Below are 19787 nucleotides of genomic sequence, written 5' to 3' on the forward strand. Positions count from 1 at the left end.
TTGGGGCGTCCTAACGCACCGTGCGTACGATCTCTTCCGCAATGCGGTCCAGCGGAGCAACAATATCCACCACGCCTGCTTCAATGGCCATCTTCGGCATGCCATACACCACGCAGGACGCCTCGTCCTGACCAATGGTGACCGCGCCGAAGCTCTTCATTACCTTGAGTCCTAGGGTGCCATCGCCGCCCATGCCGGTCATGATAACACCGGTAGCCAAAGCCCCGTACTCCCGGGCCACGGAGCGGAACAGGTAATCCACCGAGGGTTTGCAATTGTTCTCCGGCGGATCGTCCGTGATCTGGATGACTTTCAGGCCGGCGCTGCCGGAGGCAACCCGCATTTGCTTGCCCCCTGGGGCGATATAGATGGTATCCGGCACCACGATATCGTTGTGCTCGGCCTCCCGCACCGTATAGGCGCATTTGGCGTCCAGGCTTTCGGCGAGAGACTTGGTAAACACCGGCGGCATGTGCTGCACCAAAAAGATCGGCACCCCCAATTTGGGGAGCATGGGGAGCATCTGCGCCAAGGCATTGGGGCCGCCCGTGGAAATGCCGATGGCCACAGCCTTGGACTTTCCTACCCGGCGCGCCAGGGGGGCTCCAGAAGGCTTGGCTGCCGGAGCGGCTGTCGGCGGCGCGGGCGTTGGGCGCGAGCGCAGCAGCCGCCGCACTTCCATACGTTTGGCGTACGCCTTGATGCGCGGCACCAGGGCGCTGCGCAACTCCCGCACCGCCTGCTCCCGGTCCTCGGCATCAGGCTTGGTGATGAAATCAAATGCCCCCAATTCCAGGGCCCGGAGCGTGATTTCACTGCCCCGCTTGGTGAGGGTGGAAAGCATGATAACCCCCACGTCCAAGCCACGGCGCTGCATTTCTTCCAAGAGTTCCAAGCCGTTCATCACCGGCATCTCGACATCCAAGGTGATGAGGTCCGGCTGTACCGAAGCAATACGTGACAAGGCGATCTGGCCGTTATTGGCGGTGCCCACCACTTCCACATCAGGGACTTCTGCAAGAATATCCGACACCACTTTCCGGTACATGATGGTGTCGTCCACCACAAGAACACGAATGGGCATATGGTCTCCCGCGTTACTCGTCAGCGAGGACGGCATCAATGTCCAAGATAGCGACGAGTTCTTTTCCAGACTTACATACTCCGTGAAAATATTTGCCTTTAATACCCTTGATATTGGACGGCGTCGGCTCCACGTCTTCCCATCGCGTCGTCACGACATCGGCAATACGGTCCACCAAGAGGCCGATATTTTCTTCGCGAGAATTGACAATAATAATACGGCTTTGCTCCGTCTTCTTCGACTGACCGAGACCCAGCTTCTTTCCCAGATCGATGATGGTGACGATACGACCACGCAAATTCATGATGCCGAGCACATACGCTGGGGCTCCTGGGACCCGCGTCATCTCCATCTGCTTGTTCATTTCTTGGATAACGCGGATATCAATGCCACACAGGGCGGATCCCACATAAAAGCACGACATTTGCAACTGACCGCTTTGTTGCGTTTTCATGGATCCTCCTTAAGCGGCGGCGTAACGTTGCAGACAATCATAGATAGACTGGAGCAGACGGTCTTTGTCCAACTTGATCTCATAGGCATCGATGCCCACGGCCTTGCCTCGGGCCTGATCCTCTTCGCTGGCCAGGGAGGTCAAGGCCACCACAGGCAGTCCCGTAAAACGGGCATCGCCGCGAATCCTCTCCGTCAACTGGAAGCCATCCATGTTGGGCATCTCGATGTCCGTGACGACGAGATCATAGCGATCCGGGCCTGCCTGGAGCATATTCCAGGCAACCAGGCCGTCTTCCGCTGTCTCCACAGTGTAGCCGTCTGCCTCCAGGAATCGCCGCACCTGATTGCGGAAGAACTCCGAATCTTCCACCAGCAACAGGTTGGGCACGCCCGCTTCTCCATCGCCGCCAGTATCGGACACCGGGGCGACACGCTGGACAAACCAGTCGGGCTGCAGAGTCTGCACCAGCTCGTAAATATCCACGATAAGGGTGGTATGTTCGCCGATGATGGCCGAACCACTGATACCTGGCTGACGCAAGGTAAAGGTATCGATGGCCACGTCCAGCTCCATGGCGTCCACCGGCGGGGAAGCCAAAAGACCAATCTCGTGCCCGTTGATGGAAAAAACGATGACCACGAGCTCGCCCGCAAGCTCGAGCACTCCCACATTAGCCGCTTGATCCAAAGAAAACACCGGGAGACTGCCGCCACGGTATTTGATCACCCGACGGCCACTAACCTCTTCAATGTCTTTAGCATGGATGAGCTCCACCCGAGCCACTAAATCTAACGGTACAGCACAATGTTCTTCTGGGGTGTTGCGGAAAGTGAAGAGCGAAATACGGTCTTCACGGATTCCTTTGGCTGCTTCTTCCTTAGCCAAGGCAACACTCTTCTGCTCGAGGCCAGCAGTAATGCTGAGATCCGCCAAGCGGCCCAGTCCCGCGACGTCCAGGATCAAGGCCACATGACCATCGCCCATGATGGTGGCCCCGGCATAGCCCTGGCATTCCTTGAAGTGCCGGCCCAAGGGCTTGACCACGATCTCTACCGAGTCGTGCAGTTCATCCACCACCAACCCATAGCGGAACTGCCCGGCAGACACGACCACGAGGTTGATGTCCACGGGCTTCTCCGGCGCCGGTTCGCCGCGGAGCACGTGCCCCACCATGCGCGCCGCCGACGAAAACTCGTCACCCAAATTGAGCACCGTGGAGAGATATACCAAGGGGATGAGCTCGCCCCGTAAGATGAGCACTTCCGCATCCCCCACCAGCTCGATGCGCTCGCCGATGCTCTGGGCCGGGACACGCAAGAGTTCGTCCACATTGACCTGAGGCACGGCAAAACGCTCCTCGCCCACCGAGACCAAAAGGCTTGGGATGATCGCCAAGGTCAGGGGGAGCTTGATGCGGATGGTGGTGCCCTTGCCCGGCGCAGTCTCGATATCCACCTGGCCGCCCAGCTGATCGAGGTTGGATTTCACCACATCCATGCCCACACCGCGGCCGGAGACATCGGTGACCTTTTCCGCAGTGGAGAGCCCCGGCAGGAAAATCAGGTTGGCCTTCTCCTTTTCGCTCATGCCCCGGGCCTGCTCTGCGGTGATGAGTCCCTTGGCCACGGCCTTTTCCACGATTTTGGCAGTATTGAGACCACGGCCATCATCAATGATCTCCACGATGACCTGCCCGGCCTCATGATAGGCCTTGAGCAGGATGGTGCCCGTGGGGTTTTTCCCTTGGGCGATACGCTCTTCCGGCGGCTCGATGCCGTGATCGGCGGAGTTGCGCACCAAGTGGGTCAAGGGATCGCCCAGGCCCTCGATGATGGTCTTATCCAGCTCAACTTCGTTGCCTTCCAGCTGGAGATCGATCTGCTTGCCCAAGGAACGGGCCAGATCCCGCACCACACGTGGAAACTTGTTGAAGATGGTGCCGATGGTCTGCATGCGGGTGAGCATGATGGTTTCCTGCAACTCCGAGGTCACCAAATCGATGCGCTGCCCGGCCACCTGGATCTGATGCAGGACGTTGGAGGAGATGGCCTGCATGAGCTGGTTGCGGCTGAGCACCAACTCTCCGGCCAGGTTCATGAGGTCCTCCAAGAGGCTCACATGCACCCGCAGGGTCTCGGACTGCGTAAATGTCTTGCCGCCGGGCTTAGGGGCGGCATCTGCCGACGCTGGTTCTTGCTCGCTTGCTGCCGCGGCTGGCGCAGATTTGGGCGGCGCCGTAGGTTTGGGCGCTTCCGGTGCGCGAGGCGGCGTCGGGGCCGCAGGGGCAGGTCCCGGTTGAGGCGCCGGCGCACCCACAGCTGCCGCCAGGGTATCCGCCGAAAACAGCTCTTTCACGAGGTCATCGGTGCGGTCCTCCTCCGGCGTGGGCGGAGTTACCTCCAAAAGCTCCTGGGCGAACTCCGGGGCCGAAGCCGCCGGGGCCGAGGCCAGGTCCACCGCATGGATGGCCCTCTGATCCAAGTCCAGAAGCGCGGGCATAATGTCCGCCTCGATGATGGAAGCAAAAAGCACGTACAGCGGGATACGATTGGAAAAATCACCGCTTTCCAGATCGCCTACCGCCTCCAGGTCGAGTTTGACGTCAACAATGGTTCCCGTGGTTTCCAAGTTCTTGAGGATGTCCAGGACGGTCTTCTTTTTGGCCTCGATGTCGTGAATGAGATCGAACTCCAGGAGATAGAGATTCTTCCCTCCCTTGGTCGCCTGTTCGAGATCGAAACGAGACACCGCGAACACGGAACGCCCTTGGGGATTTTGGATATCCACCAAAGTCTCCACCGCAGTCTGGACCGCGGGCTTGCCGCCGCCGGTGACGATGCCGGTGAGCGCTGCGATGTGGCTTTCGATGTCCTCGTCATTGCTCGTGGCCGCGGAGGCGATCATGTCGCGCAATTTATCGAAGGCAAGGAGCACGATGTTGACCACATCCGGGGTCGGCGTCAGCTCCCGGTTGCGGATCAAGTCCAGGACATTTTCGATCTTGTGCCCCAAATCCTTGATCTTGGACAAGCCCAGAAATCCAGCGCCTCCCTTGATGGAGTGGGCAGCACGAAAGACCTTGTTGACCAATTCCTCGTCAATATCCGCTCCGGCCTGTTCGATGGCCAAGAGGTCATTCTCGATATCGGCGAGGTGCTCCATGGCCTCTTCCACATACATGCCGAGAGTTTCGTCATCCATCATCATGAGGCTTCTCCTTGGATTTTGGAAAAAGAGGCAGCCCGGCAGCCCCGCCCTACTCTTCCACCGTGAAATGTCGGTCCAGACGCATGGAGCGCAACAGCTTGGCCACTGGTGCAGACACATGGGTCAGACGCAACGCCCCGCCATTTTTCTTCAAGGAATTGTGGGTGGCCACCAGCACTCCGATACCCATGGAATCCACCAACTGGACCTGCGCGAGGTTGAGACGAAGCTCCGCTGGCTTGAAGGCGACAAGATCCACCAGTTCCGCCTTGATGGCCTCCACCGTGGTGGAAACGATATCCTTATCCAGCTTGACCTCAATAACCTCGCCGTCATGCACCACTTCTGACATGTCTGCCTCCTTGGGCGAATTTCCAAGAACGAGTGTAGCTTTTTTGCCCAGAGCTGACAACGCGTCCCCCAGCAAGTCTCCTCCTACTCCACCCGGAACCGCTCCACCAGCGACTGCAGGGCCTGGGCCAAAAGCGACAGGTTTTCCGCATGCTGCTTGAGCTGGGTGCTGCTCACCGAAATGGAACCCGAAGCCTCGTTGACGCCGACGATATCCCGGGCGATTTCCCCGGTTACCGACGAGGCCTGGGCCACGTTTTCGTTGACCTCCTGCAGCCCCTGGGAGGCCTGGGCCACGTTCTGGGCAATGTCCCTGGTGGTCACACTCTGCTCTTCCACCGCTGCGGCAATGGTGGCCACAAAGGCGTTGACCTCTTCAATGACCGCCATGACCTGGTTGATCTCCGCCACCGTGGCCCCGGCCGAGGTTTGGATGCCCTCGATGCGGTGGCTGATGTCCTCGGTGGCTCGGGCCGTCTGGTTGGCCAGTTCTTTGATCTCGTTGGCCACCACGGCAAAACCGCGTCCTGCCTCGCCGGCCCGGGCAGCTTCGATGGTGGCGTTCAAGGCAAGCAGATTGGTCTGGGCAGAGATGGCGGCGATGGTTTCGGTGACCTTGCCGATCTCCTGGGCGGCCTCGCCCAATTGGTGCACCCGCTGAGAGGCCGAGGTGGCGGTGGTCACCGCCCGCTGGGTCACTTCCCGGGCCTTTTCCGTGTTGCCGGCGATCTCGTGAATGGTGGCGCTCATCTCCTCCGAAGCCGCGGCCACGGTACTCACGTTGGTGGATGCCTGCTCCATGGCTGCGGCGACGTTGTTCATGTTGACGCTCATCTCTTCCGAGGCTGTGGCCACGGTGTGGGAGCGGCTCGCCAAGTCCTTGGAGCGGACAAGCAAGGTGTCGGCCATGGTCTCCAACTCCGCGGAAGCGCCGATAAGGGTGCGGGAGCGGGCCACGATGTCCTGAACGATGGAGCGCAGCCCTTGCGCCATGGCATTGAGGTTGCGCTGCATCAGGCCGATCTCGTCCTCGCGCTCCACGGGGATGGTGGAGGTCATGTCCCCGGTGGCCAGACGATCCAAATAGGCGCCGGTCTGCGCCAAGGGGCGAATGACGCCGCGGCGCACCAAGAACCAGGCGATGGCACCCACCACCGCCAGGATCCCCAGCGTCTCCAGTCCCAGACGCAGCGCACTCGCACGCACCGCGGCATTGGCGGCCTCCAGGGACATGGCGATGGAAAAAGCGCCGTGGATCTCCCCGACTTTCCACCCTTCCTTTACACCGCCGGTGGGATCCTTTTCGCCCTTGGGATCCCCGTGGCAGTAGAGGCACTCTTGGGTGAGGCGGATGGGACGAAAATACACCACGCGATCCTTTTCCACGACGACCTTTTCCGGGGCACCCGTGGCCTTGAGCTCTTCAAGCACCTGCCGCTCGAAGGCAGTGGGCTCGTTTTTGGGATTGCGCGGACTCTCCTTGGGCACCCGGAACTCGTAGCCCGCTTCCTTGGCCTTGGCCGCAGCGGTATTCATCGCGGTGACGATGGGGACTGCCTCCAAGAGACGCGTCGGGTCCGAGCGCAATTCCTCAAAGGGGCGCAGCACGTCGAGGGAGAGTTTGTGCGCCATGGTCTCGCGCATCCCTTCGGCCATCATGACAATGGAGCGGCTCTCCTTGATGCGGGAATCCACGGCATCCTGCTGGATGCTTGCCACATGCTGATAGAACAAAATCGCCGCGGTCACCGCCGGGCCAAGGAGAACAATGCAGAGCACTTTCCATGCAAGACTGATTCGCTTGAACATCGTGACCTCCAAATTTGTAAGAGAAGCGGAGCGAGCACCCGTACGGCTCACGCTTTCCAACGCCGGTGCATCCACAACCATTGCTCGGGGTAGCGGCACACCGCGTGTTCCACGGCCTGGGTGTAGAACCGGCACACGGATCGCACCCGCGCCGCAGGATCCCCCGTAAGGCCCCGAGTATCCAAGGGGCTTTCTTGAAGCAAGCGAAAACTCCCAATTCTGGGTTCTCTTACCAAAAAAAGCGGCCACACCTCGGCCTTGGCCCGCACGGCAAGGAGCGCCGGACCCCGGTTGACCGAGGCCTCGCGCCCCAAAAACAGCAGCCGCTCGGCCTCGGCCTGGCGGCAATGGTGATCCACCAAAAAGGCGGCAAGCCCTCCAGCGCGCAGCATGGCGAGCACCCCGGCGCTGGCGTCCCGATGCCCCACGGTACGGATGCGGGCCTGATTGCGGGCATGGAGGATAAGGCCGCGCAAAAACGGGCTCTTGGGCAGCCGCACCACCACCTGGCACGCAGGACGGTGCGGAAATAGGGCCATGAGGGCCACCAAGAGCTCCCAGGCCCCCAAATGGCCGCTCACCACCACCGCGGGTCGAGTGCTGGAAAAAAGGGCAGTCAGGAGATCCGGGCGCTCGACGATCACCTGTTCGTGCAAAAACCGCGGCCCAGTGTGCCGACCTTGGAAGATTTCGGCAAAGGCCATGCCCGTATGCCGGAAGCTCTCCCGGGCAATGCGCTCGGCTGCAGGCCCTGGCACGCCCAAGCGCCGATGCACCGAAGCGTAGGCAAGGCCCCGGCGCTTGGGCAAAAGCCACCACAAGGCCCGCCCCAAGGCGCTTCCCAGGGAAGCGACCCAGGGCGCGGAAAGTCGGGTGCCCAGCGCTGCCCCACATGTCCCCCAAATTTCATGCATCGCACCCCTCCTGAGGCCGGACGGCCTCCAAGGCTGCGGTGAGACGCTGGCTGTAGGCATCGAGGTCCTCGCCTGGAGCCGGCGGTGCCAGCGGCTCCCCATACACAATGGTGCACCGGGCACAAGGCAGCGGCAATTGAAAGCGGTCCCAGGAGGCAAAGGTCACGACCGGATGCATGAAGGCACGCACCGGCAGCACCCGGGCTCCCAGGGCGCGGGCCACAAACCCCGCCCCTGGCTTGGCCACGTGCCGAGGCCCCCGAGGGCCATCCACCGTCAGCACCACTCCTGCACCTCCTTCCCGCTGCCGCAGGGCCACGCGCAGCGCCTTCATCCCCCCGCGGGAGCTCGATCCCCGGGCCGTGCCAAAGCCAAAGGACACAAGCACCCGGGCCAACAGTTCCCCGTCCCAGCTCTGACTCACCACACAGACCATGCCATGGCGGCCGTGCAGGGCAATGAAGGGGAAGAGCTCATCATGCCACAGCGCCGCCACCAAGGGTCCTCTCCCATACAGCGCGGCAAACCGCTCCCCATGCACCAACTGGTAGCGGAGCGACGCCGACCACAGCCGCACCAGCGGCGCCAACGCCCGCGCCAGCACGCGGGCAGAGCCAGGCGTCTTCGCCCGGGCAACCATTGAAGATATCCACTTTTTTTTAGCCATACGCATTGGTTCAATCTATTTGACCGCTCTCCGAGAGGCGCTACCCTGCGCCTTTCTTCATCCCCAATGAACGGAGGCAAATCATGGAACTGCATTGCGAAGGCGAACCCTGCCCCAAACCGGTGCTGCGCTGCAAGGAGGTTTTGGCCGCCCATGCCCCGCAGACCCTCACGGTGTATGTGGATAACGACGCGGCCAAGGACAATGTTTCCCGCTTTCTCACCAGCCAAGGCATGCAGGTGGCTGCGCCGGAACGCGTGGCAAACGGCTGGCGCATCACGGCCACGGCCCAAGGCGACACCGCTCAAGCGCACGCATCAGCGGCAACGGCGGACTGCGCATGCGCCGCACCCAAGCATGTGGTGTTTCTCACTACAGACCGCATCGGCCAGGGGAGCGACGAGCTGGGGGCAAAGCTCATGTTCAATTTTCTCTCTACCCTGCCGGAGATGGGAGCAAGCCTGTGGCGCATCATCCTCGTCAACGGCGGCGTGCGCCTTGCCACCAGCAGCAGTCCAACCCTGGACATCTTGCGGCGTCTGGAACAAAGTGGGGTGGAAATCTTGGTGTGTGGCACCTGCTTGGAGTTCTTCGGCCTCCTTGGTGCCAAAGAAGTGGGCCAGACCACCAATATGCTCGACGTGGTCACCAGCCTGCAGGTGGCCGACAAGGTCATTTCCCTCGGCTAACCCGCGCGCCTTCCCTGGGCCGCGGCAACCACGGAGCCTTCCATGTCCCAAGACCTGCTCACCATCGACCAGACCCTCGCCCGCCTCGCGGGAGACCGCGGCCTGCTTGCCAACCTCTTCCGGCTCTACCTGGAAGAAACCCCCAAGAAGCTCGCTGCCCTGGAGGCCGCCTGGGCTGCGCACGAAACCTACCAGGTGGAGCGGCTGGCCCATTCCCTGAAGGGCTCGTCCGCCACGGTGGGGGCGCTTGCCCTGCAGCAGGCGGCCCTCCACCTGGAGATGGCCGTCAAGGCAGAAGACACGGCCGCCATGGAGGCGGCCTATGCCCAGGTGCGATCCCTGGCTGCGGAAACGTTGGCCGCCATGGAAGCCTTTTGCGCTGCGGTATAGGCGGCCGCAAGCTACGCTATTTTCCAAAAATCCCGGGCCGCCTCGATGCCGGCTACCAGCGTTTCGGTCGCTTGGGTGTCGCCGATGCATGGGCGGCCTCTATTCAAGTGCACACGCGAACATCCCGTTTTCGTACACGAGCACCTGCTCGCCATTGCGGCGCGTCCCGATGACGGTCTTGGGCTCGGTGTTGACCAAGTCCCAATGCAGGGCGGAGTCGTTGAAGCCGAGTTCCGCACGCCGCGGGGCAGTGAGCTCGTGGGGATCCCCGGCATAGGTGTCACTATAGGAGGCGCCCACGGCGATGTGGCAGTTGCCGTGCTCGCCCCCGAAGTTCTCATCGAACAAGGTATGGGCCATGAAGCGACGGATAGGAGAAAACCGCTTGTCCGTCAGGGAAAACTCGCCCAAGCGGCTGGCCCCCTCGTCCATGGCGAGTTGGGAGCGCAGGAACTCCTCGCCCTCCTCGGCGCGCACCGCAACGCAGCGGCCGTCTTCAAAGTGCAGGGTTACCCCGCGCACCAGGTTGCCGCTGCGGTAGGAGGGCTGATCGGCGAAGTACACCCCGCGGGTCTCGCGGCAGTCCGGAGAGAGAAAGAGCTCGAAGCTGGGGATATTGTGTCCGGTGACCCCGATCCACTGCCGTAAGGCGCCAATGCCGACAGTAAGATCCGTCGATGCCGAGCGCACCTGCACCCGCACCAAGTCCAGACCATTGAGCCAGGCCTTGACGCGCTGGGCCTGGCGGTACGTGGCCTCCCAGCGGGCCACTGGGTCCGCGTCGTCCAGGTAAGCGGCGCGGATGATCTCCGCCTCGTACTCCTCCGGAGAAAGTCCTGCGTCCCGAGCCAAGGCGTCCGTGGGCATGAGGCACAAAGTCCAGCCAAAAACCCCTTGGGCTTCCCGCGTTTCCATGATGTCCCGCAGATACTTGCGGGTACGGGCCATGGCAGCGATCTTGGCAGGCGCAATGCCGCGCAAGTGGGTGTTGGAATCCGGCGCCAACAGAGAGATGAGACCGTCGAGGTTTTGGAAGAGCTCCTGGTCGCCGGGGACACGAAAAGCAAGATGCCGATCCTGGGCCTCCTCATAAAAACCACGCTCCAGCGTACTTGGCGGCATCAACCGCACTACGGCATGCATCTCTTGACGCATGAGTTCCCGCTGTACGGCGCAGGCCAAGTCCACGGCCCCAAGGTCCGCCCGGACCAAAATCACCGCACCCGGAGTCAAAGGCTCCCTGCGGGCCGCCTTCATGCCCCACACGAGTACCCGAGCGTAGCGCTCCAGGGTCAGGCTATCCATCATCCTCCTCCGTTACGCATCCATTTTTACCACAATCACGCAGGCAGAAAGGGTCTCCTGGGGGCAGATCCACACCCAAGGCACGCGCCCACGCCTCCTTGGCTTCCAGAGAAAAAATCATGGGCGTATCCGACGGCAAACCCTGCGCCGCCAAGGCATCGACGAACAAGTCCCGGTAGGTACGCGAAGCCTCCGCCCCCCAGGTGAGGTGCAGTGCGGAAAACACCTCGGCGATGGCCGCAGCCTCGGCCTCCACTTCCACAAATTGGCCGCACGGCACGATGTCCAGACACACCCCCGCCAGGCCGCTTGCCGTCGGCACCCGCCAGACGCTGCGGAATTTCTCGTAGCGCCACACGGGCGCAAGTCCCAGCCGATCCAAAATGCAGCTCATGGCCGCAGGGTCCGCCACCGAGGTCTCGGTCTCTGCCATGGTCTTGATCCCGGCGCGCGCCCCCGGCACCGGTTCCTTATACGTCAAGAACGCGCCCGCGGCGCTGTGGCGCAGGCGCAGCAGCCGCCCTGCCTTACCAAGGGGCGCGTGCGGGAAATCCCAGAGCACATTGGCCTCAAACTCCCAGGGCACCACGAGTGTGCCCATGGTCTGCACACGGGCCTCCACCGCACGGATATCCTCCACCGCGCACTTGGCTTCCACTTCCTGCTTCATCGCCACACCCCCCAGACCACGGCAGCCACGACCAGCCGATAGAGAGCGAAGGGCCGAAAGCTGGTGCTGCCCACCACATGGAGAAAAACACGGATCGCCACGCACGCGCTCACGAAGGCCACCATGAACCCGACACTGAAAAGAGGGACGTCCGCAAGACTCAAAAATTCCCGGCTCTTCCATAAATCATAGCCCGTTGCCGCCACCATCACCGGCACTGCGGCCAAAAAGGAGTACTCTGCCGCCACCTTGCGCGAAAACCCCAGCATCATCCCCCCCATGATGGTGGCCGCAGAGCGGGAAAACCCCGGCCACAGGGCCAGACATTGCCAAAAGCCCACCCAAAGCGCATCGCGGGCGGATACCGCGTCCACGTCCCAGACCCGCACCCGCGGGGCCCGGGACTCCACCGCAACCATGGCCACAGCACCCACCGCCATGGCCGCGGCGACAGACAGAGGGGAAAAAAGCCCTCGGATGGTGCTGTGCAGCACCAGCCCCAGCACGCAGGCCGGCAGGGTCGTTAGCAAAAGGAGCAGCAGCCCGCGCACGCCGGCAAAGCGCCGCCGCCCGGAAGGCTGCACCAATCCCCAGAATACCGGCCAGTAGAGCACCACCACCGCAGCGATGGCCCCCAGCTGGATGGCGACCTCGAAGGTCTCGGCCTTGGGCCCGGTAAAGCCGAGCAGATGCCCCACCACGATGAGATGCCCGGTGGAAGACACGGGGAGAAACTCCGTGATTCCTTCCACGAACCCCAGAAGCGCCGCCCAAAGAAGTTCCATGATGCGTCCTCCAAGGCCAAGGCCCCTAGCGCCCCCCTCGGCCAAGGTCAACGGAGCGCGACGGCTACTAGACAATGAAGCGGATAATGCACATGACACCCCACGAAGACTTGGGGCATGTCCATTGAAGACGAAAAAACGCGGCCTTCCAAAGGCCAGTCCAAGATTGTCCTAGAAAAAAATTGTTTTTGATTTAGATCAAGGCCCAAAACAGCCCCATCTCTCAAAAGGGGGCCACAGCGTAACACAATCACCTCAACCCAAGGAGGACTCATGTTCTGTAATCAATGCGAGCAGACCGCCAAAGGCACCGGCTGCACCAAGATCGGCGTGTGTGGGAAAGAAGCGAACGTGGCGGCATTGCAAGATCTTACGGTCTTTGCCTGCCAGGGGCTGGCCGAAGCCGCCCAGGCTGCCCGGACCGCAGGGGTCGACCTTGGCGACACAGGCCACTTTCTCAGCCAAGCCCTATTCTCCACCCTCACCAACGTGGACTTCGACCCCGACCGTTTCCCGGCCCTCATTCAGGAAATCGTACGCCGGCGGGACACTCTGGCCGGCGCGGCCCAAGCGACCCTTTCGACTCCGGCAGGGACCTTCACCCCGGCCCCGGACACCGCCGGCCTCGTCGCCCAAGGCGAAGCCCACGGCATCGACACCTTCGACAGCCACCCGGATCTGCGCTCCCTCAAGCAGACCCTGCTCTACGGCATGAAAGGCGTCGCCGCCTACGCGGATCACGCCGCCCTCCTCGGCCAGCAGGACGATGTCGTGTACGCCTTCCTGGAAAAAGGACTCCTGGCCCTGGGCAAAAATCTCGGCCTGGAGGAGTTGGTGAACCTCTGCATGGAATGCGGCCAGGTGAACCTGCGCACCATGGAGCTCTTGGACGCCGCCAACACCGGCACCTACGGACACCCGGTCCCCACGTCCGTGCCTTTGGGCCACAAGGCGGGCAAGGCCATCCTAGTCTCCGGCCACGACCTGCGCGACCTTGCCATGCTGCTGGAGCAGACTGCCGGCAAGGGTATCTTCGTCTACACCCATGGCGAGATGCTCCCCTGCCACGGCTACCCCGAGCTCAAGAAGCATCCCCACTTCTACGGCCACTACGGCACGGCCTGGCAGAACCAGCAGAAGGAGTTCGCCGCCTTCCCCGGCGCCATCCTCATGACCACCAACTGCATCCAAAAGCCCGCCCCGAACTACCAGGCGAACATCTTCACCACCGGGCTGGTGGGCTGGCCCGGGGTGGCGCACATCGACGCCCGGCCCGACGGCACCAAGGACTTCACCCCGGTCATCCAAAAGGCCCTGGAGCTCCCCGGCTTTGCCGCGGACGAAGACAAGGGCTCGGTCATGGTGGGATTTGCCCGCAACGCCGTGCTCTCGGTGGCGGACAAGGTCATCGACGGCGTCAAGCAGGGAGCCATCCGCCACTTCTTCCTGGTGGCCGGCTGTGACGGCGCCAAGCCCGGCCGCAACTACTACACGGAATTCGTGGAAAAGGTGCCCCAGGACTGCGTGGTGCTCACCCTGGCCTGCGGCAAGTTCCGCTTCTTCGACAAGAACTTGGGAGATATCGGCGGCATCCCGCGGCTTTTGGACGTGGGCCAGTGCAACGACGCCTACTCCGCCATCCAGATCGCCGTGGCCCTGGCCAACGCCTTTGGCTGCGGTGTGAACGACCTGCCGTTGTCCCTGGTGCTCTCGTGGTACGAGCAGAAGGCCGTGGCCATCCTGCTCACGCTGCTCTCCCTCGGCATCAAGGGCATCCGCTTGGGACCGAGCCTGCCGGCCTTCGTCTCGCCAGCGGTGCTGGATACGCTGGTCAAGACCTTCGACATCAAACCCATCACCACGCCGGACGAAGACCTCAAGGCCATTCTCGGCTAGTCATCCCCAAGGCCCGCCGGCTCCAGCGTGGCCGGCAAGTCTTCGTATCCGTCAGTCCTTGCCCGGCTCCTTCGAGGGGCCGGGCACTGGTTCTACAGGCTGGCACTGGAGGCTGCCGTCCGCAGCGGCGGCAAGCCGATGCATCGATATGCGATTGCGACCGGCGCTCTTGGCGGCGTACAGGGCTTGGTCCGCGCAGGCGAGCATGGCCTCCGCCAAGAAGCGTCCGCATTCCTGACACACGCATCCCCCCACCGACACCGTCACCTGCGGGGCCACGGGAGAAGAGGCATGGGGGATCCCAAGCGCCTCCACCGCGCGCCGCATGCGCTCGGCCACATTCCAGGCCCCGGCAAGATCCGTTTCCGGCAAGAGCGCCACGAACTCCTCGCCGCCGAAACGGGCCACCAAATCACACGGCCGTTTCACCGACCCAAAGAGCACCCGGGCCACTTGCTGCAAGCAGTCATCCCCCGCCAAGTGCCCATAGGTGTCGTTGTATGCCTTGAAGTGGTCGATATCCACAAAGAGCAAGGCCATGGGGGTGTTCTTGCGTCCCGCCAAGGCCCATTGCCGGGCGAAGACTTCATCCAGACGCCGACGGTTGGGGATATTGGTGAGTCCATCCAAGTGCGACAGGTCGAGCAGCATGTCCCGATGGCGCTTGAGCTGAAGATGATTGTGGATGCGGGCGCGCAAGACCGGCGCGCTCACCGGTTTGCGGATATAATCCACCGCCCCCAGACCCAGGCCCCTCGCCTCGTCCGCCTCCCCCCATTGCCCGGTGAGGAAGATCACCAGCATATCCCGGACGAAACCTTCGTTGCGCAGCCGCTCGAACATGCTATAGCCGTCCATGTCCGGCAGGCGCACATCCAACAAGACCAGGTCCGGTTGCACCCCTTGGCGCAACAGACGCAGTGCTTCCTCGGCCGTGGATGCCTCCACGAAGACATACGCATCCTGCAGGATGGAGCGGATGGCTTCTCGGGTGACTTTGTCGTCCTCCACGAGCAAAATACATTGTCTCCCACCTTGGGCGCAGGTCATGGCCCCCTCCTATTCCACGAGTTCCGACGTATCCGGGCCCTTGCGCTCCTCTTCCTCACGGATGGCACGGCGCAGGACCTTGCCCACCAAGGTCTTGGGGAGCTCATCGCGGAACTCCACCTGCTTGGGGACCTTGTAGTTGGCGAGCTTTTCCCGGCAAAAGGCAATGATGTCCGTTTTCGTCGCGCTATAACCTTCTTTGAGGACGATGTAGGCCTTGATGATCTCGCCCCGGGTGGCATGCTGTACGCCAACGGTCACTGCTTCTTTCACTGCAGGGTGGTCGTGCAGGACTTCATCGATCTCCCGCGGATAGACGTTGTAGCCGCCGCTGATGATGAGATCCTTCTTGCGATCCACGATAAAGAAATAGCCTTCTTCATCCATGGTGGCGATATCCCCGGTGTAGAGCCAACCGTTGCGCAGCACGCTGGCCGTCTCGTCAGGGCGCTTCCAATAGCCTTGCATGACCTGCGGCCCGCGAATGACCAGTTCGCCGACCTTGCCCGGCGGCACGGGGATGGTCCCCACCTCCATGTCCACGATGGCGGCGTCCGTGTCGGGAAACGGCAGGCCGATGCTTCCGGGCTTCCGCACCCCTTCTAAGGGATTGAGGTGGGTCACCGGCGAGGCTTCCGTCAAGCCGTAGCCCTCCACGATGTGCGCCCCGGTAAGGCTCCGAAAGCGCTCCATCACTGCGGTGGGCATGGGCGCAGATCCGGAAATGCAATAGCGGATGGACGAGAGGTCGTAGTGTTCGAGTTTCTTTTGCTGCAGCAGGGCAATAAAGATCGACGGCGCGCAGGGGAAGATGGTGGGCTTGTATTTGTGGATGGTTTTGAGCGTCTCCCGGGGATCGAATTTGGGGAGCGGCAGCACGGTGGCACCGATAAGGGTCGCAAAATTCACGCATACCGTGAGCCCATAGATATGAAAAAACGGCAACACCCCGAGCACCACTTCGCCGTCATCGCGGATGGAATGCAAAATAGCCCGGCATTGCTGGGCATTGGCGCTCACATTGGCGTGCGAGAGCATGGCACCCTTGGGAAGCCCCGTAGTCCCTCCGGTGTACTGCAGCACTGCCAAGTCCTTGTGTGGATTTATCGGATGTGCGGGCTCCGGAGTGGTGCGGGCAAGCAGTGTCTTCCACGGAAACACACTGTGGCCATCATAGGGGATGGCAGGCAGCCCATGCTCGCGCCGGGTCTTGAAGCGGTAGAGGAAGTTGAGCGGAAACCCCAAGCAATCGGCCATGGAGGTCACGAAGATACGGGAAAGGGGCAAGCGGGGACGCAGCGGCGCAATGCGTTTCCACAGCAAGTCCATAGTAATCAGCGTACTGGCACCGGAATCGGTAAAGTGGTGTACGAGCTCTTTTTCCATATAGAGCGGATTGGTCATGACCACCACTGCGCCAAGCTTCAGGCATGCCCAGTACGAGATGAGGCATTGGGGCGAATTGGGGAGCATGATGGCCACCCGATCCTTTGGCCGCACGCCCGAAGCCTTGAGATGGACAGCCGCGTAGTCCACCAAGATCTTGAAACGACTATAGGTGGCGGACCAATTGTGGAAGCGCACCGCAGTGCGACGGGGAAAGCGCTCGGCGGTGCGCTCCAAAAATGCATACAGGGGAAGATTTTCGTAGCGCAATCGTGGAGGGACTTGCGGGTCGTAATGGGCAAGCCAGGGCCGGGTCATCTGTTCTTCGATCATCGTTGCATCCCCAATCCGGTCATCATCGCCAGCACACCATGGCCACTTCCATGTGCCAGGTGCCGGGAAACATATCCAAAAGAATGACTTCGCCGAGCGCAAAGCCGTTTGCCAAAAGCGGCTGCATATCGCGCAGCGAGTTGACCACATCGCACGAAATCCACACCACCTGCCGCACGCTCGGCATGCGCCCAAGCGCCACGGCCAGCCCCTTGGCCCCGATGCGCGGCGGGTCCACCACCACGGCCTCGGGGGCAAAGCGCGTGAGCGCTGCAGGAAGGCCGCGGTGCAGGTCTGCTTCGAGCCAGCGCACCCGGGCCTCCAAGCCCAAACGCCGGGCATTGCGCCTACCGGCTTCAACCCCAGGACCCGAAGACTCCACGGCAAGCACCTCATGGCCGCAGGCGGCCAGGGGCAGGGCGAAGTTCCCCGCTCCGGCAAAAAGGTCCACCACGCGCACGGATTGCGCCGTCCACCCCAGGACCGCCTGCACCAGGGCGGGATTGAGCAGCTGGTTGGCTTGGAAAAAGACCCCAGGCGGCACCCCAACCTCGCCACATCCTGGCAGGGCAAGGCGGATCTCGCCTGGATCGGTGTGCGCCAGCACCGCCCCATCCACCGGGCTTGCGGCAATGGTATGCCGGCCTTCAGGCAGGCGCGAGGCCACCTGGGACAAGGCGGCGTCAAGCGGCTCCGCCAACAGCAGGCACCGGGACAACGGCACCAATTGGTGCGAGCCCAAGGCCCGAAAATGGGGTTTTCCCGCTGCCACATGCACCTGGGCGCGAAAGCGGTACCCCCACGGGCTGGGGCTCGGGACCACGGCAAGCCGGCTGACTGCAGGTTCTGCGGCCTGCCCCAAGGCGCGGCGCATGGTGTGGCGCAAAAGCTCCGCCTTCAGCTCCACGGCGGCAGCGGGCTCCACTCTTCCAAAAGGTGAGCCCCCGCAGCGGTCGGCATGGGGGCACGGATGGGGAACCCGTAGCGGCGAAGGCTTTTCAATGGATTCTGCCTGCGCCTGCCAATAATCCTTCTTGCGTGCCGTCACCCGCGCCTGGATGGTTTCCCCCGGCAGCACCCCAGGTTCGACGAGCACCACCGGCAGCCCGGCAGGCCGCGCCACCCCGCGCCCCCGCCAGGCGAGGCGCTCCACGGTGAGCGTGAGCACATCAGCGGCGTCCGCGCGGCTGGCGGCTGGTCCCGTCACCGCCCTGCCCCAAGCCAGGCGACCAGCATGCGGTGCACGACCTTGGCCGTCACGGACTGAGAAACCTGCGAACCTGGCAGGGGCGCCAGTTCGCACACGTCCAGGCCCAGCAAGCGCGGTCCACCCCCCATCCACAACTGCCGCCAGAATTCCTGCAACCAGCGGTACTCGATCCCGCCGGGCTCCGGAGTGCCGGTCCCCGGCAGCACGCTCGGATCAAGGGCGTCCACGTCCAGGGAGACATACATGGGCCGCGCTCCCACAAACGCCCGCACCCGTGCGGCTTCCGCCGCAGGGGATTCGAGCTCCCAGGCAAAGCGCGTCTGCAACTCCCCGTGAGCGCTCGTGCGGATCACCGCCATCTCCTCCGGACACACCGAGCGGATGCCCAGCTGAAAGATGGGGATGCCCAAGTGCCGGGCCCGGGCCATGATGCAGGCGTGGGACAGGGCAGAGCCCTGGTACTGCTCGCGCAAATCCGCATGGGCGTCCAGGTGGAGGATGACCATGTCCGTAAAGGCGGCGTGGTACCAGGCCATGAGCGGCAGCGGCACGCTGTGGTCGCCGCCGACGAGCAGCACAGTGTCTGCAGAGGGATCCAGGGCAGCCAAGACCTCCTGCATGGCAGCATGCACCATGGCGGCGTCCGCGCCGGTGACCGGAGGGAGCACGGTAAAGTGCGCCAAATCCGAAAGGTCGCGGTCGAGCTGGGGGTCGTAGGACTCGATCTGCATGGTGGCTTCCAAAAACGCCTGCGGTCCCAAGGCCGCACCCTGGCCGTAGCTCACCGCGCCTTCAAAGGGCACCGGGAGCACCACAATGCGGCGCCCCCGCGGCAGGCCGTGGAGATCGAAACACTGCATAGCGTTTTCCTCCCCTAATTTTTGGGCGTATCCAGCGGCTGGCGGGAGCGGAGCACGATGTCCGTAAACCCATTTTTCTTCAAGTTCTCCTTGAATTCCAAGGCCGTCTCCACGCCCCCCCGATGGCGCACCAAGACCCGATACCAGGTCTTTCCTTGCGCGCTCCCTTTGCTCATCCAGGCATCGATGCGCGCAGCCTTGAGCCGCTGCACCATGGTCTCGGCGTCGGCGGCGCTGTCCAAGGCCGCCAATTGGTACTCGAACACGAACTGTGGCTGTGGCCCTTGAACCGGCGCGGACGCACGGGCAGGCGGTAAGGCCTGCGGCTTTTCCTCGTCCTTGCGCGCGGCAACGCTCTTTTTGGCAGGAGGTTCGGCTTTGGTGGGGGGCGCCGCCGCGGCCGTCTTGGGCTCTGCGGGGGCAGCCGCTGATCCCACGGGCATGCGGTGGAGCTTTTCAAAGAATTGCAGCTCTTCCGGACGCAGCACCGTGGCGTTGGCCGTGGTGTTGTCCGGCGCAGGCAAGGCCTGGCGCACCACCTCCTCCACCACCTGCTCCGGGTGATGGCCGCGGCCCACCACCACCCCAAGGATGAAGGACCACGCCATGCCCACCACCACGAGCACCGCCACGGCCGTCAGCCCCGGCAGGCCCAGGCGGACCGAGATACCGCCGCTTTTTTTGGCGGAGGAAGATGCAGGAGCAGGACGCCGCATACCCATCG

18 protein-coding genes are annotated in these 19787 nt (G+C 62.7%); 3 read left to right on the forward strand and 15 right to left on the reverse strand.

Going from position 1 to position 19787, the window contains the following annotated elements; translation table 11 throughout:
* Positions 1–10: 10 nt before the first annotated feature.
* The 7 genes from QMF81_RS07385 to QMF81_RS07415 all read right to left on the reverse strand — a co-directional run bounded on the left by QMF81_RS07385 (position 11) and on the right by QMF81_RS07415 (position 8489).
* Positions 11–1084: a chemotaxis response regulator protein-glutamate methylesterase gene (locus QMF81_RS07385; protein ID WP_281750121.1), complete on the reverse strand. Its 1074-nt coding sequence runs from the start codon at positions 1082–1084 to the stop codon at positions 11–13.
* Between the two features lie 13 nt (positions 1085–1097).
* Positions 1098–1538: a chemotaxis protein CheW gene (locus QMF81_RS07390; protein WP_281750122.1), complete on the reverse strand. Its 441-nt coding sequence runs from the start codon at positions 1536–1538 to the stop codon at positions 1098–1100.
* 9 nt (positions 1539–1547) lie between these two features.
* The gene (locus tag QMF81_RS07395) at positions 1548–4748 is read right to left on the reverse strand and encodes a chemotaxis protein CheW (RefSeq protein WP_281750123.1); all 3201 of its coding nucleotides are present in this window, start codon (positions 4746–4748) and stop codon (positions 1548–1550) included.
* 49 nt (positions 4749–4797) lie between these two features.
* The gene (locus QMF81_RS07400) at positions 4798–5100 is read right to left on the reverse strand and encodes an STAS domain-containing protein (RefSeq protein ID WP_281750124.1); all 303 of its coding nucleotides are present in this window, start codon (positions 5098–5100) and stop codon (positions 4798–4800) included.
* Positions 5101–5183: 83 nt separating this feature from the next.
* Positions 5184–6908, reverse strand: coding sequence for a methyl-accepting chemotaxis protein (locus QMF81_RS07405; protein ID WP_281750126.1), 1725 nt, complete (start codon positions 6906–6908; stop codon positions 5184–5186).
* A gap of 47 nt (positions 6909–6955) precedes the next feature.
* Complete coding sequence (locus QMF81_RS07410) at positions 6956–7822, reverse strand: lysophospholipid acyltransferase family protein (RefSeq protein WP_281750128.1); 867 nt, start codon at positions 7820–7822, stop codon at positions 6956–6958.
* The gene (locus QMF81_RS07415) at positions 7815–8489 is read right to left on the reverse strand and encodes a lysophospholipid acyltransferase family protein (RefSeq protein ID WP_281750129.1); all 675 of its coding nucleotides are present in this window, start codon (positions 8487–8489) and stop codon (positions 7815–7817) included. Before QMF81_RS07415 ends, QMF81_RS07410 begins: the two co-directional genes overlap by 8 nt.
* Before the next feature lie 83 nt (positions 8490–8572).
* On the opposite strand from QMF81_RS07415, the gene yedF reads away from it, so the two are divergent.
* Both yedF and QMF81_RS07425 read left to right on the forward strand, forming a co-directional pair.
* A complete protein-coding gene (yedF, locus tag QMF81_RS07420; RefSeq protein ID WP_281750130.1) occupies positions 8573–9178 on the forward strand; it encodes a sulfurtransferase-like selenium metabolism protein YedF in 606 nt (201 codons plus the stop codon).
* 42 nt (positions 9179–9220) lie between these two features.
* On the forward strand, positions 9221–9568 hold the full coding sequence (locus tag QMF81_RS07425) for an Hpt domain-containing protein (protein WP_281750131.1): 348 nt from the start codon (positions 9221–9223) through the stop codon (positions 9566–9568).
* 99 nt (positions 9569–9667) lie between these two features.
* Here the strand turns inward: QMF81_RS07425 and QMF81_RS07430 are convergent, their stop codons facing one another.
* From QMF81_RS07430 to QMF81_RS07440, 3 genes are read right to left on the reverse strand one after another with little or no spacing between them, the layout of a single operon-like run.
* Positions 9668–10876: an aminopeptidase gene (locus QMF81_RS07430; protein ID WP_281750132.1), complete on the reverse strand. Its 1209-nt coding sequence runs from the start codon at positions 10874–10876 to the stop codon at positions 9668–9670.
* Positions 10866–11543, reverse strand: a complete 678-nt coding sequence (locus tag QMF81_RS07435; RefSeq protein WP_281750134.1) for a class IV adenylate cyclase — start codon at positions 11541–11543, stop codon at positions 10866–10868. The genes QMF81_RS07430 and QMF81_RS07435 overlap by 11 nt, the downstream gene beginning before the upstream one ends.
* Positions 11540–12331, reverse strand: a complete 792-nt coding sequence (locus tag QMF81_RS07440) for an undecaprenyl-diphosphate phosphatase (protein WP_281752947.1) — start codon at positions 12329–12331, stop codon at positions 11540–11542. The genes QMF81_RS07435 and QMF81_RS07440 overlap by 4 nt, the downstream gene beginning before the upstream one ends.
* Positions 12332–12601: 270 nt before the next feature.
* Between QMF81_RS07440 and hcp the strand changes: the two genes are divergently transcribed.
* Positions 12602–14224: a hydroxylamine reductase gene (gene hcp, locus QMF81_RS07445; protein ID WP_281750135.1), complete on the forward strand. Its 1623-nt coding sequence runs from the start codon at positions 12602–12604 to the stop codon at positions 14222–14224.
* Between the two features lie 51 nt (positions 14225–14275).
* Here hcp and QMF81_RS07450 read toward each other — a convergent pair whose 3' ends face one another.
* The 5 genes from QMF81_RS07450 to QMF81_RS07470 are packed head-to-tail and all read right to left on the reverse strand — an operon-like array spanning position 14276 to position 19779.
* Entirely contained in the window at positions 14276–15274 is a 999-nt protein-coding gene (locus QMF81_RS07450) for a diguanylate cyclase (RefSeq protein WP_281750138.1), read from the reverse strand.
* Positions 15275–15283: 9 nt separating this feature from the next.
* Positions 15284–16993, reverse strand: a complete 1710-nt coding sequence (locus QMF81_RS07455; RefSeq protein ID WP_281750139.1) for a long-chain fatty acid--CoA ligase — start codon at positions 16991–16993, stop codon at positions 15284–15286.
* Positions 16994–17015: 22 nt separating this feature from the next.
* Positions 17016–18200 carry a hypothetical protein gene (locus tag QMF81_RS07460; protein WP_281750140.1) on the reverse strand — a complete coding sequence of 395 codons (1185 nt, stop codon included), beginning with the start codon at positions 18198–18200 and terminating at the stop codon, positions 17016–17018.
* Positions 18197–19063, reverse strand: coding sequence for an agmatinase (speB, locus tag QMF81_RS07465; RefSeq protein WP_281750141.1), 867 nt, complete (start codon positions 19061–19063; stop codon positions 18197–18199). Before speB ends, QMF81_RS07460 begins: the two co-directional genes overlap by 4 nt.
* Positions 19064–19077: 14 nt before the next feature.
* Entirely contained in the window at positions 19078–19779 is a 702-nt protein-coding gene (locus QMF81_RS07470; protein ID WP_281750142.1) for an SPOR domain-containing protein, read from the reverse strand.
* Between the last annotated feature and the right edge of the window lie 8 nt (positions 19780–19787).

The organism is Thermodesulfomicrobium sp. WS (genome assembly GCF_027925145.1).
GTDB lineage: Bacteria > Desulfobacterota > Desulfovibrionia > Desulfovibrionales > Desulfomicrobiaceae > Thermodesulfomicrobium.